This is a genomic window from Streptomyces sp. NBC_00386 (genome assembly GCF_036063235.1).
In the GTDB taxonomy this organism is placed as follows: Bacteria; Actinomycetota; Actinomycetes; order Streptomycetales; family Streptomycetaceae; genus Streptomyces.
The window spans coordinates 7,743,303-7,759,917 of record NZ_CP107950.1 but is presented as its reverse complement, the minus strand read 5'-3'; the positions used below and the strand labels follow the sequence as shown (position 1 = coordinate 7,759,917).

The window sequence follows — 16,615 nt, the reverse complement described above, 5'->3', positions numbered from 1 at the left end:
AGCAGCCCGGGGGACGAGCACACCGTGAAGAAGTGTGGGGGGAACCGCGTCACCGGCGGCCGGTGGCCGACGGCACGCGATTCCCCCCACCCGTCCCCGCTCCACGGCTCCGTCGCTACGGGGTGACCGGCGCCGGTCGCTTGAACATCCGTGTCGCGGTGATCTCGGTGTGCACGGCTTCCCCGGCGGGGGCCTCGCGTGGCAGTCCCGGCCGCAGATGTTCCTCCACGCTGATGTATTTCAGCCCGGCGCGAAGGTCGGCGTCGTTGCGCAACCGGATGACAAGGGGGAACTCGGCGAGCGCGGTCGTATCGAACAGGCCGGTGGTGTAGAGGAGTTGGACGCCGAGCGCGTCCGAGACGGCTCGCTGGAGCTCCAGCAGATACGTCGCGTTGGCGCGCCCGATGGGGTTGTCGAGGAACAGGGTGCCGGCGTGCCGGTGCTTGTCACGGCCGCGGTCGTTGCTGCGCAGCGCGGCCATCGTGCAGTACAGCGCGATGGCGGCGGTGAGGAGCTGGCCGCCGGAGAACACGTCGCCCATCTGCCCGACGGGGACGCGTTCGGCGCGCAGCACGGCGTCCGGCTTGAGGATCTCGACGGCGACACCCTTGGGCTGGAGCGCGGCGCTGACACCGCGCAGCAGCAGCGACATGCCGTCGCGCCGCATGTCGGAGTTCTTCTTGACCGCCGCGCGGGTGGCGTCGTCCACCACCTCGCCGAGCCGCTCGGTGAGGGTGGCCTGGTCGGGTTCCTCGAAGCGGATGCGGAGGAATTCCTGTCCCGACCACTCCCCCAGTCCCTCCGGCAGCCTGGACAGCCGCTGGGCGGACCGAAGGGTGGCGAGGGAGGACTCGACCAGTCCGCGCAGCCGGTCCACGATCGAGTCCCGGTTGCGCTCCAGCTGCGCCAGTTCGTCGGTCAGCACGCGCAGCCGGGGCGCGAACGCGTCCGCCCACTTCTGCGCGTGCTCGGGCAGGGAGGAGGCGGGCAGTTCGCGGATCTGCTGCCGGGCGGGGGTGCGCACCTGCTCGTAGCGGGTGGAGTTGGCGTGGCGCACGAGGATGTCGCAGGCCTCGCGGACGGCGACCTCGGCCGTGGTCAGGTCGGCGGCGCAGCCGCGCAGCGAGCGGCGGCTCTCGGCGGCGGAGTTCCGTGCCTCGTCGAGCGTGCCCGGATAGGGCTCGGGCTCGTCCTGCTCCTCGTCGACGTGTTCGCGAAGCAGGTCCCTGAGGAGTGCGGCCGTCTCGTCGAAGCCGCCGGCCCCGTCCTCGGCGGACCGGTGGGAGTCGAGGAACTCCGCGTGCGCCTCGCGGGCTTGGTTCAACGCCTCGGTGCGGGAGGCGAGTTCGGTCGTGGCGGTGCGCAGGAGGGCCTGGGCCTGCTCGGCGTCGACCGGAACCAGCTCCTCGGCCAGCTCGGTGTGGGCCTCCCCCTCCTCGGGGGCGTGCCGCTCCGCCTCGCCGCGCAGCCGTCCGAGCTGTTCGCTCGCGGTCGACATCCGGGTCTCCAGGAGCTGCACCAGTTCCTCGGCCCGTGCCGCGGCGGCCTGCCGGGAGGGGCCGTCCGAACCGTCCGGCGACTCCAGGAGCTGCCCGGCGCGGGTGCGGACCTTGTTGCTGAGCCGGTTCAGCTCCGCGAGGGCCGCGCTCTCGTCGCTCTCGGCCCGTGCCTGCTCGGCCCGCAGGTCGGCGCCCACGCCGACCTTCTCGTAGAGCTGCGACGCGGCCCGGTAGGCCTCGCGCAGCGCCGGCAGCGAGGCCTTGGCCGCGGCCGTCCCGTCGTGTGTCACCTCGTCGGGGGCCCCGGCGATCTCCGCGCGTTCGGCGCGCAGCGCGCGGGCCGTGCGGCGGGCGTCGTCGGCGGCACGCTGGGCGGCGCGGCGGTCCTCGTCGGCGGCGCGGGCACGTTCCAGGCATACCTGGGCGCGGGCCTCCGACTCCGACGCCTCGTCGGCGAGTTCGCGGAGCTTGACCTGCCATCCGGCGCGTTCACGCAGCCGGAAGGCGAGTCCGGCGAGCGCGTCGGCGGCACGCCGGGCCTTCTGCGCGGTCTCCTGCCGCTCATCGCGTACGTGGGCCGCTTCGGCCGCCGTCTCGTCGGCCTCCGCCCGGACGGTGCGGGCCTCGGCCAGCTCGGCCTCGCTCTCCTCCGCGAACACGCGCGCGTCGCGGGCGGTCGCGGCCAGCTCGGCGAGCCGCCCGGCGGGGCAGCCGGTGCGCCAGGACGCGAGGCGTGCGGCCAGTTCCCGGTCCTTGCCCAGGCGAGCGGCGAGCGTGCGGATCTCTTCGTCCCGCAGACCCGTCCGGGCCCGCAGGGCCTGGCGCTCCTCGTCGGCGGCGTGCTCGTCGTGCATGGCCGGGTTCGGCGGTACGAGGAAGACGCCGCCGTCGTCCGCGCCGGCGGCCGGGGTCGGGGCGAGCAGGGCGGCGGCCGTGCCGACGGCGACCGTCGAGCGGGGCAGCAGCGCCGCGTCGCCGAGGACCTCGCGGGCCCGCGCATGGGTGTCCGGGTCGGTGATGATCACGCCGTCGACGAGTTCGGGCCGGGCGGCCAGGACGCGCGCGTGGTCGACGGGGTCGACGGCCTGGGCGAGGTAGCGCCACCCGGGCAGCGCGGGGATGCCGTGCTCGCCGAGGTACTCGACGGCGGCGAGGACGTCGGGACCGGGCGGCAGCAGCCCGCCGTCGCCGAGCGCCCCGAGAATCCGGGCGTCGTCGGCCGCGGCGGTGCGCAGTTCGAAGAGCTGCCGCTCGGCCGAGACGACCGTCTCGTCGAGAAGCCCGCGGAGTTCGTCGGCGCACCGGTCCAATTCTTCGGGAGCCAGCGGCGGCCCGTCCGGGCCGTCGGAGTCCTCGTCACGGCGCGGCTGGGGAACGCCGAGGCGGGTGTCGGTGCCCGGCAGGCTGAGCAGCTCCGCGAGCCGTTCCTCCTGGGCCAGGGCCTCGGCCGTACGCCGCTCCGCATCGTGCGCCCGCTCCGCGGCCGTCGCCGCGTCCGCCGCGCGGGCGGCCGTCAGCTCGGCGCGGGACTCGGCGGACGCCGCTTCCCGCGCCTGGTCGGCGGCGCGCCGCGAGGCCTCGCGCGCGGTGTCCCAGGCGGCGACGGCGTTCTTCTCCGCGTCGCTGGCGGCGAGGGCCGCCCGGGCCGGGTCGGCGTCGGGGGCGCTGTCGTCGAGCCAGCCGGCCCGGACCGCCTCGGTGGTCTCCTGCTCGACCTCGGACAGCCGCTGGCGCAGATGCCCGACCTCGCTGCGGGCGCGCTGCGCGGCGGTGGCGGCGGCCGTCGCGTCGGCATGCGCCGTCTCGCCGGCCTCCTGGAGGCCCGCGGACCGCTCCTCCTCCTCGTTGGCGAGCGCCTCGGCCCCCTCGGCGGCCCGGTGCAGCGCGCGGACGAGGTCGACGGCGGCCGTGGCACGGGCCGCGAGCGCGGGAGCGGCGTCCCGTTCGGCCTCGCGGATCGCGTCGGCGACGCGGGTGGAACGGTCGGCGGCGGCACGGTGGCGCAGCACGGCCTCGGCGGCCTGCCAGGCGGCGTGCAGGGTCCGCGCGTCGGCGAGCTCGCGCTTCTGTGCGGCGGCCGACTTCTCCGCGCCGGCGAGGGCCAGCGAGGCGTGACGGTAGGCGAGTTCGGCGGCGATCAGGGCGCTGCGCTCGCGGGCGCCCTCGGCGTGGGTGACGGCGTACGCGGCGGCGGTCACGCGCTGGGCGAGCTCACCGGCGCGCACGCGCTCCCGCACGGCCCGCGCGGACAGCCGTCGTGCCAGGGTCCTGGTCCGCCGCTCGGCGCCGGTGTGGATGTCACGCGCACGTGCCCGTGACCCGGCGGCGTCGACGATCCGGCCGAGCAGGTCCACGGAACCGGCGGTGAAGTCGCGCTCGGCGATGAGCTCGTCCCTGCGCCCCAGCTTGTTGCCGAAGCCGCCGACGAGGTCGGCGAGCCCGTCGGTGTCGCGGGTGTCGGTGACGGCGCGCAGCAGCAGATCCGTGAAGTCGGAGTCCTTCTTGACCGCGAAGAGGCCGGCGGCCTCGCCCTCGTCGGCGTTCATCTCCCGCTGGTAGCGGAAGAGTTCGGGGTCCAGGCCCAGGTCGCCGAGGTGTTCGTTCCAGCGGTCGTGGATCTCCTCCCAGTGCACCTCCAGGTGCGGGTAGGCCTTGCCGGCCTCGGTGATCGCGTCGCGGAAGCCCTTCATGGTGCGCCGCCGCCCCTGCGCTCCGGAGGCGCCCTCGACGGACGGCCGTACCGAAGTGGCTTCGGCGACGGGCAGGTTGTCCAGGCTGAGCCCCGGTCCCGGCCGGAACGAGTACCAGGCCTCGGCGAACTTCCGCGGGTCGTTGGAGACCTGCCGCCCCCGCCATTCGCTCGCCTTGCCGACCACCACGCACTCACCGGTCAGCGTGTGCTGCCACTCCAGCGCGACGTGTCCGCAGTCGTCGGCGAGCAGGAACTTGCGCAGCACGCCGGAGCTGGCGCCGCCCAGGGTGTTGCGGTGGCCCGGGAGCATGACCGAGAAGATCAGCTTGAGCAGGACCGACTTGCCGCCGCCGTTCTCCAGGAAGAGCACACCGGCGGGCGCGGGCCGGCGCGGCGGGCCGACCGGTTCCTCCGCGAAGAACTCCGCCTGGGTGGGCGCGGGGTCGGGCACGGGCTCGCCGACTCCGCGCAGGTCCAGCACGGTGTCGGCGTAACGCGCACCGGCGGGCCCGATGGAGTAGAGGCGGACCCGGGACAGCTCGTACATGGCGGCGGACTCTCGTAGTCGAAAGGGGGTGAGGTCGTGAGGGGGAGCCGGGGAGGGCGGGCGGACGTCAGGAGTGGAACGGAAGTCCGGCTCCGGCCACGAGCTCCAGGTCGTCGGTGTCCTCGGCGGGCAGCAGGCTCGCCGTGCCGTCCGTCACCGGGACGATGCCCAGTTCCAGCAGTTCGGCCATGGCCGCGCTGCCCGCCATGTCGCGGACCTGGAGCTGATAGCGGGCCGTCGTCCGGTAGGTCCCGCCGGAGTCGTCACCGGTGCGCTGGAGGAAACCGGAATCGGTGAGGAAGGCGACGGCCTTGGCGATGATGCCCGTCGTCGAGCCGGCCAGTCTTCGCGCGTCCTTGGTGGCGCCGGTGGAGCTGCGCCGTGCCCAGATCCGCCAGGCCGCCTCCAGTCCGGGCGCGTCGGTCGCCGGGTCGGTGTTCTCGCCGGTCTCCCCGGCCCGCTCCTCCAGGCGCCGGCAGGCCTGTCGTACGAACGCGTCGACGCCGTTGACCGAGACGCGCCCGATGTATCCGTCGTCGGCGAGGTCCTCGGGGCGCGGGAAAGCCAGGGCGGCCACGGCGAGGTGGGCGAGTCCGTGCAGGAACCGGTCCCCGGAGTCGGTCGAGGCGCGACGCGCGTAGTCGCCCATGCGGACGGCGAAGACCGAGTCCTCGGCGGCGGTCACCGCCATCCCCGCGCGCGGGGACACCTCGAGGACGACGAGGCCGAGGCCGGCGGCGACCGCGTCGGCGAGCCGCGCGAAGGGCGGGTCCTCGCGGTAGCGGCGCAGCAGCTCGGTGTACTCCTGGTCGCGCGCCGGCTGGAGTTTGGGCTGGAGCCCGAAGGCGACGAGCCGCGCCGCGTCGGCGGCGTCGGCAGGGGTGACGGGGGCGTTCGCCGGTGCGGCGGTGGCCTCCGGTTCACTCCACTCGACGTGCTCGGTCACGGCTGGGGCTCCTTGTTCGAAAGTACGAGGGTACGTGCGGGGACACGGACGGGTGCCCCGTGCGGGGCGCGCGGACCGGAGGCGCCCGGCTCCGCAGGACCGGCGTGCGCCCTCACCGGAGCGGTGCGGCCGGTGGCGGGGGTCCGGGGTGTCCCGCGGTGCGCGCCCGCGGGGGTCCGGGGTGTCCCGCGGTGCGCGCCCGCGGGGGTCCGGGGTGTCCCGCGGTGCGCGCGCTCTCGCGGTGGACGGTTCATGCCCGGTCCGCTTTCATACCGGCCGCGTCGAGCAGCGCCATGCCCACGATCAGATCGGCCCCGCCGAACTCCGGGTCGTCCAGCTCGGTCCCGTCGTCCACGGCGAACAGCAGGCGCTCCTCGCCCTGCCGGTAGGCGGTGCCGACCGGCGGACTCGCGGCGTGCACGGCCAGGAGAGCCACCAGGTAGGGCAGCTCGGGATCGCGGCGGCGGGCCTCCGCGAGCAGTCCGGACAGCCTGCGGGGCGCGTCGGGCGGCAGGTTCAGCAGTTCCTTGGCCGAGGCGAGCTGCTCCTCGCTGAAGCGGCTGTCGTCCGGTGTGGCGATCAGGTCGGGCTCGGGCATCTCCGCGCCGAGGTGCTCTCGCTCCAGCGGCGGCGTCAGCAGGATGTCGACGAGATCCGCGACCCGTACGGCGACGGGGGTGCGCAGGCCCGTCCCGCGCTTGAAGAAGGCGTCGGTGACGCGCAGCGCCCGCTCCACCGGCAGGGGCAGCACCGGCGCGACGAGATGGCCGTAGAGGTCGATCCCCGAGGTGGTCATGGGGGTGCCGAAGGCCTGCCGGTCCTGCTCGGCGCGGAACAGCGGGCCGGCTTCGAGCAGGCGGGACTGGAGCTGGGTGTGCCGGCGGATGCAGTCCTTGACTATGTCGACGAGCTCGGCCGCGCGCCGCTTCTGCTCGGGGTCCTCGGACTCGTCACGGGCCTTGCGGATGTTGGTGAGGATCGCGTTCTCGTGGCGGTACCGGTCGGCCACGTGGTCCAGGGCCTCGGCGATCATGTCGGGCACGGCCTGGAGCCAGTCGACGGCCCGGACGTTGCGCCGGGTGGCGTCGAGGGCCTTGCGCAGTGTTTCCGCGTACTGCACGGTCCGGTAGCGGGCCTGCTCGGCGGCGAGCTGCGCGTCGGCCAGCCGGCCGCGGCTGATCAGGACCTCCAGCTTGACCTCGGCGGCGATCTGCGCGCTGGTGACATCGGTGTCGAGGGCGCCGACGAGGACGTTGACCGCTTCGTCGGTCGTACGGAGGTAGACGCTGCCCCCGTAGCCCGGCACTTCCTCGATCAGCTTGAAGTCGTAGTCGCGGCGCACATAGGTGCCGTCGGGTGCGAAGGTGCCGTACACGGCCCGGAAGCCCCGGTCGACGCTGCCGACGTTGATCAGGTTCTCCAGGACCCAGCGGGCCACGCGCTCGTGCTCGGCGACCGGTCGCCCGGGAGCCTGGGCGGCGATACGCGGGATGAGCCTGGCCACTATCTGGTCGTGGTCGGCGCCCGTGTCGAAGTCCATGTTCAGTGTGACGAGATCGATGGCGGCGAGGGCGACCTCGGCCATGCCGTACACCGTGTACTCGCCCGCGAGATTCGCCTTGCGCATGTCCAGGTCGTGCAGCGGCGCGGTGCAGGCGAGCGCGCGCAGCCGCCGCGCCAGGCCCTCGTCGGCGGCCGGGCCCGGCGCCGGGCGCCGCCCCGCGCTGAGCTGGGGCGGAACGCTGTCCGTCGATGCAGGCGAAGTCACGCTGCACAGACTAGGTCCTCGGTCCGACAACGGTCGAAACGGCGCAGAAGCGACCGCCGTCCCCACCGGGCCACGCCCCCGCCGTCCCCGCCGAGCCCCGCACCCGGCCGCAGGGCCTCACGCCCGCGCGGGCCCCAGGACCCGGCCCTGCCCCAGCCCCAGTGCTGCCGCGGCTGCCCTGCCGCACCCGCTCGACCCTGCCGCACGCCCGGTCCTACCGGCGGCCGCCCCAGCTCTCACCCTGGCTGCCTCACCTCACCCGGCCGCGCACACCCGCCTCACGTGTCCGACATCATGACAATCGCCCCACGTGGCCGACCTCACAGCACCCGCCCACGTGGCCGCCGCCGTAACACCGGCCCACGTGGCCGATCCCACGCGTCGGAACCGCACGGGCACACACGCCACAGGGGCGCATGCCACACCCGCCGCGGGACCGCACCGCAGGCGCCGTGTCATCCGGTGCCCTCTCCCCCGTCGGCCACGCGGCGCGCGTACACCTCGACGAGGCCGGCGAGCGAGTCGTCGAGATATGCCGCGAGGAGGCGCTCCGCGCCGTCCCGGTCGCCGTCCCGCAGGGTCTGGAGGATCTCGTGGTTGCGCGCGAGGTAGGGCTCGTGGAGCCGCCGGGGGTCGTCCACGACGTGGAAGGCGAGACGCAGCTCCGCGAAGACGCTGCGCATCACCTCGTCGGTGCGGGCGCTGCCGGCGAGCGCGACCAGTTCGCGGTGGAAGTGGATGTTGGCGGTCGACACTCCTTTCCAGTCACCTTCGCGCGCCGCCCGCTGCCCGTCGGAGACGGCTCCGGCGATCCCCTCCACGGCGTAGGGCGGGGCGCCGAGCCCGCGGACCACGGCGCACTCGACGAGGGACCGGGTGCGGTAGATGTCCTCGACGTCCTCGACCGTGAGCACCCGTACGAAGACCCCTCGGTTGAGTTCGTGCACCAGCAGCCGCTCGTGCGTGAGCAGCCGGAACGCCTCGCGCAGCGTGTTGCGGGAGACCCCGAGGGCGCCGCCGATGCTGTCCTCCGACAATCGCGTCCCGGGCGGGAAGAAGCCCTCGGCGATCCGGCTCCTGAGGATGTCCGAGACCCGCTCGGCGGTGCTGGTGCGGCCCAACAGGGCGCGATCGTCGGCCAGTTCCGTCAGCTCTGCCATGCCCGGAATTCAACCGCAGACACGAGAACGAAACAACACGGGTATTGAGGGATCGTTCAACGATCCTCTACCTTGTCGGACAGGCGCTCTCCGCACCACCGCGAACTGCCAAGCGCCCAAAGGCTTCCGCACGGCCCGGCTCAGTCCTCATGCACTCTCCGTCCCTCAATGCGAGGTGCCCATGAGCACGACCCCTCCACCCCAGGCCCTGACCCCCGGCACGCAACCCGCCACAGGTGAACTCGCCGACCCGGAAGGCGCGTTCGGCTGGCTGCGCGCCCTCGGCCCGCGGGGCCGGCGCGCGTTCGGCGGCGCGTTCGGCGGCTACGGCCTCGACTCGTACGACTACTTCACCCTGCCGCTGAGCATGGTCGCCCTCGCGGCGTACTTCGGCCTCGACAACGGCCAGACCGGCCTGTTCACCACCGTCACACTGGTCGTGTCCGCGGTCGGCGGTGCCGTCGCGGGTGTGGTCGCGGACCGGATCGGACGCGTCAAAGCGCTGATGATCACGGTGATCACCTACGCGGTGTTCACCGTGGCCTGTGGTTTCGCGCCGAACTACGAGACGCTGCTGGTGTTCCGTGCCCTTCAGGGTCTCGGCTTCGGCGGCGAGTGGGCGGTCGGCGCCGTCCTGGTCGCCGAGTACGCGAGCCCCCGGAACCGCGGGCGTACGCTCGGCGCGGTCCAGAGCGCCTGGGCCGTCGGCTGGGGCCTCGCCGTGGCCGTCTACACGCTGGTCTTCCAGCTTCTCGACGACGACCTCGCCTGGCGCGTGATGTTCTGGACCGGCGCGCTGCCCGCTCTGCTCGTGGTCTGGGTCAGGCGCCAGGTGCGGGACGCGCCCGAGGCGGCAGCGGCGCGCGAGAGGAGCGCCGACAAGGGATCGTTCACCGCGATCTTCAGGCCCGGCACGGCCGAGGCCCCGGGCCTGCTGCGCACCACCTTCTTCGCGGTCCTGCTCTCCACCGGTGTCCAGGGCGGCTACTACACGCTGGCCACCTGGGTGCCCACCTATCTGAAGACGGAACGTGGACTGTCCGTCGTCGGCACCGGCGGCTATCTGACGCTCCTGATCTCCGGAGCCTTCCTCGGCTACCTCACCGGCGGTCTCCTCACCGACAGACTGGGCCGCAAACGCAACATCCTGCTCTTCGCGATCCTCTCCGCGGCCTGCGTCCTCGCCTACGCGAACATCCCGAGCGGCGCCGACACCCTTCTCCTGGTGCTCGGCTTCCCCCTCGGCTTCTGCATGTCGGCGATCTTCAGCGGTTTCGGCTCGTTCCTCAGCGAGCTGTACCCGGTCGCGGTGCGCGGCACGGGACAGGGCTTCGCGTACAACACCGGGCGTGCCGTCGGCGCGGCCTTCCCCACCACGGTCGGCTTCCTGGCCGACAGCTGGGGCGTGGGCGGGGCGCTGGTCTTCGGCGCGATCGGATACGCCCTCGCCGCGCTCGCCCTGACCGGCCTCCCCGAGACGCGTGGCAAGGAGCTCCGGTGAACGACACCGTCCAGGTTTGTCCGCCCGCCCTCCCCGGGGACGGCTCACCGGGCCCGCTGAAGACCCCCGGCCACGCGCGCGCGTGGACCCCTGGGAGGGCCCGCAGGCGGTTCCGTTCCGGGCTGTCGGTTGCCACGGCCGGGATCGCCGCGGGCCACGCCCAGGCCAACCTCGTGTCGGTGCCCGCCGACTGGGCGTACGAGATGCTGCTGTTCTGCCAGCGCAACCCGAAACCGTGTCCCGTCCTCGACGTCACCGACGCCGGTTCCTGGACCACCGTGCTCGCCCCGGGCGCCGACCTGCGCACCGATCTGCCGGGCTACCGGGTGTGGGAGCACGGCGCGTTGGTGGCCGAGCCCACGGACGTCGTCGACCACTGGCGGTCCGACCTGGTGTCGTTCCTGATCGGGTGCAGCTTCACCTTCGAGTGGGCGCTGAGCTCCGCGGGTGTCCCGCTGCGCCACATCGAGCAGGGCCGCAACGTCTCGATGTACGTGACGACGCGTCAGTGCCGGCCGGCGGGGCGGCTGCGCGGCCCCATGGTCGTGTCGATGCGGCCGGTGCCGCCCGAACACCTGGGCCCGGCGATCCGGGAGAGCAGTCTGCTGCCCGCCGTACACGGCAGTCCGGTGCACTGCGGCCATCCCTCGGGGCTGGGCATCGAGGATCTCTCTCGCCCCGACTTCGGCGATCCGGTGGTCGCGGCCCCGGACGACATCCCGGTGTTCTGGGCCTGCGGAGTCACGCCCCAGGCTGCCGTGATGGCATCCCGTCCGCCGTTCGCGATCACCCACGCGCCCGGCCGGATGTTCATCACGGATACCCGTGACGAGCAGTACCGAGTGGCCTGAACGGGCCGGAGGAGGAGGAACGGCAGCCCATGACCCCCATCGATCTCAACGCCGATCTCGGCGAGGGCTTCGGCCGCTGGCGGCTGACCGACGACGAACAGCTGCTGTCCGTCGTGACCAGCGCCAATGTGGCCTGTGGTTTCCACGCCGGGGACGCGGCCACCATGCGGCGGGTGTGCGAGCTGGCGGCGGAGCGGGGGGTACGGATCGGCGCCCAGGTCTCCTACCGTGACCTGGCGGGGTTCGGGCGGCGGGCGATGGACGTGCCGCCCGACGAGCTGGCGGCCGAAGTGGCGTACCAGATCGGCGCCCTGGAGGTCTTCGCGCGCGCGGTGGGTTCGCGGGTGGCGTACGTGAAGCCGCACGGCGCGCTCTACAACCGTGTCGTGCACGACGAGGAGCAGGCGGCGGCGGTCGTCGACGGTGTCCTGCTGGCGGGCGCGGATCTGCCCGTGCTCGGTCTCCCGTCCTCGCGCTTCCTGAAGATCGCCGAGGGGGCCGGGCTGCCCGTCGTCCCCGAGGCGTTCGCGGACCGCGCGTACACCGAGGAGGGCACTCTGGTGCCGCGTACCCAGGAGGGCGCGGTGATCACGGAGGCCGAGGCCGTCGTCGAACGCTCCCTGGGCCTCGCGCGCTCCGGGGTGGTCACCTCCCGTTCCGGGGAGCGCGTGCAGGTCCGCGCGCGCTCCCTGTGCCTGCACGGGGACACACCGGGCGCGGTCGAACTGGCCCGCCGGGTGCGAGCCCGGCTGGAGTCCGCGGGCGTACCCGTGCGGGCGTTCACGTGAGCGCACGGCCCGCCGACGGCGGGAGGGCCCCGGTGCCGACCGGCGGCGACCTGCAAGGCCCCGGCCTGAGGACCCTGCCCGTCGGCGACCGGGCGCTGCTGGTCGAGGTCTCCTCGGGAGAGGCCGCCCAGGCACTGCACGCCGAGCTGCTGCGGCGCCGCGCGGACGGCTCGCTGGCCGTGCGGGAGATCGTCCCGGCGGCCCGCACGGTGCTCCTGGACGGCCTGGACGACCCCGGCCGGCTCGCGAAGCTGCTGCCCGGCTGGGAGATCCCCCCGCTGACCGCGCGCGCGGACGACACCGTCGAGATCCCGGTACGGTACGACGGTCCCGACCTGGCGGATGTGGCGGCCCTGTGGGGGGTGACGGTGCGCGAGGTGCCGGAGATCCACGCCGCGGCCGGGTTCCGGGTCGCCTTCTGCGGGTTCGCGCCCGGCTTCGGCTATCTCACCGGACTGCCGGCACGGTACGACGTGCCGCGCCGGGCGACCCCGCGCACGGCGGTGCCCGCGGGCTCCGTGGCGCTGGCCGGCCCGTACACCGGTGTGTACCCGCGCAGTTCGCCGGGTGGCTGGCAGCTCATCGGCACGACGGACGCGTTGTTGTGGGACCACGCGCGCGTACCGGCCGCGCTGCTGGCCCCCGGCGCGCGGGTGCGCTTCGTACCGCAGAGGTGCTCATGAGCGACCGGGCCCTCGCGGTGGTGCGGGCCGGGGCCCTGACCACCGTCCAGGACCAGGGGCGGCCCGGGCACGCCCATCTCGGTGTGCCGCGCTCCGGAGCGCTCGACGCGCCCGCGGCGGCGCTGGCCAACCGGCTCGTCGCCAACCCCGCCGAGGCCGCCGTACTGGAGACGACGGTCGACGGCTGTGCCCTGCGCCCCCGTTCGACGGTCACGGTGGCCGTGACCGGAGCGCCCTGCCCGGTACGGGTGGACGGCCGCCCGGTCGCCTGGGGGGCTCCTGTCCGGGTGCCCGCGGGGGCACTCCTGGACGTCGGCTCCGCGCGCGGGGGGCTACGGAGTTATGTGGCCGTGTCCGGCGGCGTGGCGGTCGATCCGGTGCTCGGCAGCCGCTCGACCGACCTTCTCTCGGGGCTCGGCCCGCCACCGCTGACGGACGGCGCGGTGCTCCCCCTGGGGAGTCCCGGCACCCTTCACGCGCGCGTGGACGTCGTCCCGCACCGCGCCCCGCCCGCCGAGCTGGTGCTGCGCGTGACGCTCGGCCCACGCGACGGCTGGTTCACCGAGCCGGCCCTGCGGACGCTCACGACGCGCGTCTACAGGGTCTCGTCGGCGAGCAACCGCATCGGCCTGCGCACGGAGGGACCCTCGCTGGAGAGGACCGTCTCCGGCGAACTCCCCAGTGAGGGCCTGGTGCTGGGTGCCGTCCAGGTGCCGCCCGACGGCCGCCCCGTCGTCTTCCTCGCCGACCATCCGACCACCGGGGGCTACCCGGTGATCGCGGTCGTCCGGTCCGCCGATCTCCCGGCGGCCGCTCAGGCGGTCCCGGGAACCCCGGTGCGGTTCCTGGCCGTTCGCCGTCGCTGAGGCCGCCGCGGGCCGTGCGCCGGCGAAGGGGGCACCGTCCGCTTCGACCGGTGCCCGCCTCGCGCGCCGGCCGGTCCACGTCCAGCCGTCGGACCACGTCCGGCCGTCGGACTTCGCTCGCCCGTCAGGCCACGTCCGGCCGTTCCGCCACGGACAGGGCCGCCAGGGCGGACGCGACGGCGTGCGAAGCGCTCAGGTCAAGGCGGGCGCTGGTGCCCCGGGCCCGGTGGCGTACCTCGGAGGCGGCGAGGGTGAGCAGCTGGGGCAGCAGGTCCGTGCAGCGCCTGGCCACCCAGCCCGTTCCCGCCGTGGCCAGCCACAGAAGGCTCGCGGTGCGGGTCGGCGCGGGGAACTCGGCCTCGGCCAACGGGGTGATCCCGTCGGCGAAGCCTTCCTCGGCGAGCAGCGCGTGGAAGCGCAGGGCCAGTTGACGGTGCCCCAGCTCCCCCGGGTGCAGCCGGTCGGCACTCCACACGGCGCGGTCCTTGAGCCAGTCCTCCTCCGCCGCGTGCAGATGCATCGCCCCGTGCCGCTTCGAGAGGGCGTGCACCACCGCGTTGACCGCGTGCTGACGCCGGGCCAGCGGGCGGGCCAGCGCTCCCGGGAGCCCGAGCATCGAGCCGGGGTCCGGGAGGCAGGCCGTCAGCACGACCGTGTCCCGCGCGCGGAACGCCGCGTACACCGTGTCGACCCGTTCGGCCACCGAGTGGATGTCGAAGGTGTACCGCAGGGTGTCGTTGACGCCGATCACGACGGAGACGATGTCGGGCTCCAGGGCGAGCGCCGCCGGGGTCTGCCGTTCCAGGACGTCCCGTGTCTGCGCCCCGCTGACCGCGAGGTTGGTGAACCGCACGGGCGCGTCCGCCGGGGCGAGCCCCGGAGCGAGCAGCTCGGCCCACCCCCGCCACCGGTCCCCGACGGGGTCGCCCACACCTTCCGTGAGGGAGTCCCCGAGAGCGACGAACCGAACCGGTCTCATGCGACGCCCTCCTGAAGACGCGGCCGGTTCACGGCCACCGCGTCGTGCGCGGCGAGGAAACCCGTCACGGCGGCGTCCCAGCCGAAGCACTCGGCACGCGCGCGTGCGGCCTGCCTGCGCTCGCTCTCGGCACGGCCGAGCAGCAGCCGTACCGCGTCCGCGAAGGAGTCCCCGCTGTCGGCGGCGGTGGCCCCGGCGGAGCCGACGATCTCCGGCAGGGCGGACTGCGCGCTGGCGACGACGGGGGTGCCACAGGCCATCGCCTCCAGGGCGGCGAGCCCGAAGGTCTCCGCGGGCCCGGGTGCCAGGCACACGTCCGCCGAGGCCTGGAGCGAGCCGAGCAGGGTGCGGTCGGCGACGTGCCCGAGGAAGGTGACGGGCAGCCTCCGCTCCCGGGCGCGCTGTTCCAGCCGGGCCCTGAGCGGTCCGTCCCCGGCGACGACGAGCACGGCCCGCTCACCGCGCCGCAGCAGAGCCTCCAGCGCGTCGAGCGCCGTACCGGGCCGCTTCTCCACGGACAGACGGGAGCACATGACGAGCAGGACCTGGTCCGCGCGCGCGTGACGGGCACGCAGCGCCGGGTCACGCAGCGCGGGGTGCCGGTCCACCAGGTCGACGCCCAGGGGGGCTCGTACGACGTTGCGGGCGCCGATCCGCACGAACTCGCGCTCGGCGAACTCCGTGGTGCACACCACGCGCGCGTAGGAGTGAGCCGTGCGGACGTTGAGGGCGTCGGCGGTCCGCCGGGCCATCGCCTCGGACAGTCCCCAGGTCCGCAGCACACCGTCGGCGGTCTCGTGGGAGACCATCACGGCGGGCACCCGGGCCCGTCGTGCCCACACTCCGGTCCAGCGCAGGGTGGTCCGGTCGGAGACCTCCAGGCGGTCGGGGGCGAGCGACTCCAGGAGCCGGGCGACCCGCCGCCTGTCGGTGAGGACGCGATAGCCGCCGGTGCCGGGCAGCAGCGGGCCGGGCAGCGTGATCACCCGTCCCTGCTCGGTGTCGCGGTCGCTCGCGCGCTCGCCGGGTATGACGAGGACCGGTTCGTGGCCGGCCGCCCGGTATCCGGCGCCCAGCTCCCGCAGCGCGGTGCGCAGCCCTCCGGAGGAGGGGGCGACGAAGTTGGCGAGCCGTACGATGCGCAGACTCATGCCGCCACCAGCTTCCGTGCGGAGAGCACATCCTCGTAGTGAGCGATGAGCTGATCGCCCACCGCGGCCCAGGTACGGCCCTCGACCATGGCGTGCCCGGCGGCGCCGTAGGCCGCCCGCACGGCGGGATCGGCGGCCAGCGTGCGCACCGCCTCCCGTACGGCGTCGGCGTCGCGCGGCGGGACGAGCAGCCCGGTGCGCCCGTGGTCGACCAGGTCGAGGGGTCCGCCGGCAGCGGGCGCCACGACGGGCACTCCGCTGGCCATGGCCTCCTGCACGGTCTGGCAGAAGGTCTCGAAGGGGCCGGTGTGCGCGAAAACGTCCAGCGAGGCGAAGATCCGGGCGAGTTCGTCGCCGGTGCGGCGGCCGAGGAAGACCGCGCCGGGGAGCGCGCCGCGCAAGGTGGCCTCGCTGGGGCCGTCGCCGACCACGACGACGCGGACGCCGTCCATCTCACAGACCCCGGAGAGCAGTTCGACGTGCTTCTCGGGGGCGAGCCGGCCGACGTAGCCGACGATCAGCTCGCCGTTCGGAGCCAGTTCGCGGCGGAGCGCCTCGTCGCGGTGCCCGGGACGGAAGCGGACCGTGTCGACACCGCGCGCCCAGAGCCGTACCCGGGGCACGCCGTGCGTCTCCAGGTCGTGCAGGGCCGCGCTGGACGGGGCGAGCGTCCGGTCGGCCGCCGCGTGCACGGAACGGATGCGCCGCCACGCGGTGCCCTCACCCGCGCTGATGTACGTGCGGGCGTATCCGGCGAGGTCGGTCTGGTAGACCGCCACGGCGGGGATACCGAGCCGGGAGGCGGCCGCCATGCCGCGGACGCCGAGGATGAAGGGGCTGGCCAGGTGGACGATGTCGGCGCGGTGTTCGGTGATCGCCGCGGCGACGCGCCGGCTGGGGAGGGCGACGCGGACCTGGGGGTAGCCCGGGAGCGGAATGGAGGGGACACGGACGACCGGGCACGGCGCGAGAGCGTCGGGCCCGCTCCGGGTGAATGCGCTTCCCTGTTCGGGGGAGGCCGAGAACTTGGGGGAGGTGGCCGGGGCGACGACCAGGGGAGCGTGACCGCGATCGACGAGGTGCCGGGCGGTCTGGAGCGCGCAGTGGGCCACGCCGTTCACATCGGGGGGAAAGGATTCGGTCACGATGACGACTCGCATACGGGTGTTCTCGCCCCGCTGGAC

12 protein-coding genes are annotated in these 16,615 nt (G+C 74.3%); 5 read left to right on the top strand and 7 right to left on the bottom strand.

What is annotated here, in order from left to right:
• Positions 1-115: 115 nt before the first annotated feature.
• The 4 genes from OG780_RS34120 to OG780_RS34105 form a co-directional block, all read right to left on the bottom strand.
• The gene (locus OG780_RS34120; RefSeq protein WP_328454700.1) at positions 116-4,738 is read right to left on the bottom strand and encodes a hypothetical protein; all 4,623 of its coding nucleotides are present in this window, start codon (positions 4,736-4,738) and stop codon (positions 116-118) included.
• Between the two features lie 67 nt (positions 4,739-4,805).
• A complete protein-coding gene (locus OG780_RS34115) occupies positions 4,806-5,684 on the bottom strand; it encodes a hypothetical protein (RefSeq protein ID WP_328454698.1) in 879 nt (292 codons plus the stop codon).
• 250 nt (positions 5,685-5,934) lie between these two features.
• Positions 5,935-7,452, bottom strand: a complete 1,518-nt coding sequence (locus tag OG780_RS34110) for a hypothetical protein (protein WP_328454696.1) — start codon at positions 7,450-7,452, stop codon at positions 5,935-5,937.
• 455 nt (positions 7,453-7,907) lie between these two features.
• Positions 7,908-8,612: a GntR family transcriptional regulator gene (locus OG780_RS34105; protein WP_328454694.1), complete on the bottom strand. Its 705-nt coding sequence runs from the start codon at positions 8,610-8,612 to the stop codon at positions 7,908-7,910.
• 181 nt (positions 8,613-8,793) lie between these two features.
• On the opposite strand from OG780_RS34105, the gene OG780_RS34100 reads away from it, so the two are divergent.
• The 5 genes from OG780_RS34100 to OG780_RS34080 all read left to right on the top strand — a co-directional run bounded on the left by OG780_RS34100 (position 8,794) and on the right by OG780_RS34080 (position 13,301).
• Positions 8,794-10,113, top strand: coding sequence for an MFS transporter (locus tag OG780_RS34100; RefSeq protein WP_328454692.1), 1,320 nt, complete (start codon positions 8,794-8,796; stop codon positions 10,111-10,113).
• Between the two features lie 56 nt (positions 10,114-10,169).
• Positions 10,170-10,964 carry a putative hydro-lyase gene (locus OG780_RS34095; protein ID WP_328458592.1) on the top strand — a complete coding sequence of 265 codons (795 nt, stop codon included), beginning with the start codon at positions 10,170-10,172 and terminating at the stop codon, positions 10,962-10,964.
• A gap of 29 nt (positions 10,965-10,993) precedes the next feature.
• Positions 10,994-11,752: a LamB/YcsF family protein gene (locus OG780_RS34090; RefSeq protein ID WP_328454691.1), complete on the top strand. Its 759-nt coding sequence runs from the start codon at positions 10,994-10,996 to the stop codon at positions 11,750-11,752.
• A 65-nt stretch (positions 11,753-11,817) separates the two neighbouring features.
• The gene (locus OG780_RS34085; protein ID WP_328458590.1) at positions 11,818-12,435 is read left to right on the top strand and encodes a 5-oxoprolinase subunit B family protein; all 618 of its coding nucleotides are present in this window, start codon (positions 11,818-11,820) and stop codon (positions 12,433-12,435) included.
• On the top strand, positions 12,432-13,301 hold the full coding sequence (locus tag OG780_RS34080; RefSeq protein ID WP_328454689.1) for a biotin-dependent carboxyltransferase family protein: 870 nt from the start codon (positions 12,432-12,434) through the stop codon (positions 13,299-13,301). The genes OG780_RS34085 and OG780_RS34080 overlap by 4 nt, the downstream gene beginning before the upstream one ends.
• A 124-nt stretch (positions 13,302-13,425) precedes the next feature.
• On the opposite strand, the gene OG780_RS34075 is transcribed toward OG780_RS34080, so the two are convergent.
• Genes OG780_RS34075 through OG780_RS34065 form a run of 3 tightly spaced genes read right to left on the bottom strand, consistent with a single transcriptional unit; the run spans position 13,426 to position 16,591 of the window.
• On the bottom strand, positions 13,426-14,280 hold the full coding sequence (locus OG780_RS34075; protein ID WP_328454687.1) for an SGNH/GDSL hydrolase family protein: 855 nt from the start codon (positions 14,278-14,280) through the stop codon (positions 13,426-13,428).
• Positions 14,277-15,431 (bottom strand): glycosyltransferase, encoded by a 1,155-nt coding sequence (locus OG780_RS34070; RefSeq protein ID WP_328454685.1) that lies wholly within the window; start codon positions 15,429-15,431, stop codon positions 14,277-14,279. Before OG780_RS34070 ends, OG780_RS34075 begins: the two co-directional genes overlap by 4 nt.
• Entirely contained in the window at positions 15,428-16,591 is a 1,164-nt protein-coding gene (locus tag OG780_RS34065; RefSeq protein ID WP_328454683.1) for a glycosyltransferase family 4 protein, read from the bottom strand. Before OG780_RS34065 ends, OG780_RS34070 begins: the two co-directional genes overlap by 4 nt.
• Positions 16,592-16,615: the final 24 nt, after the last annotated feature.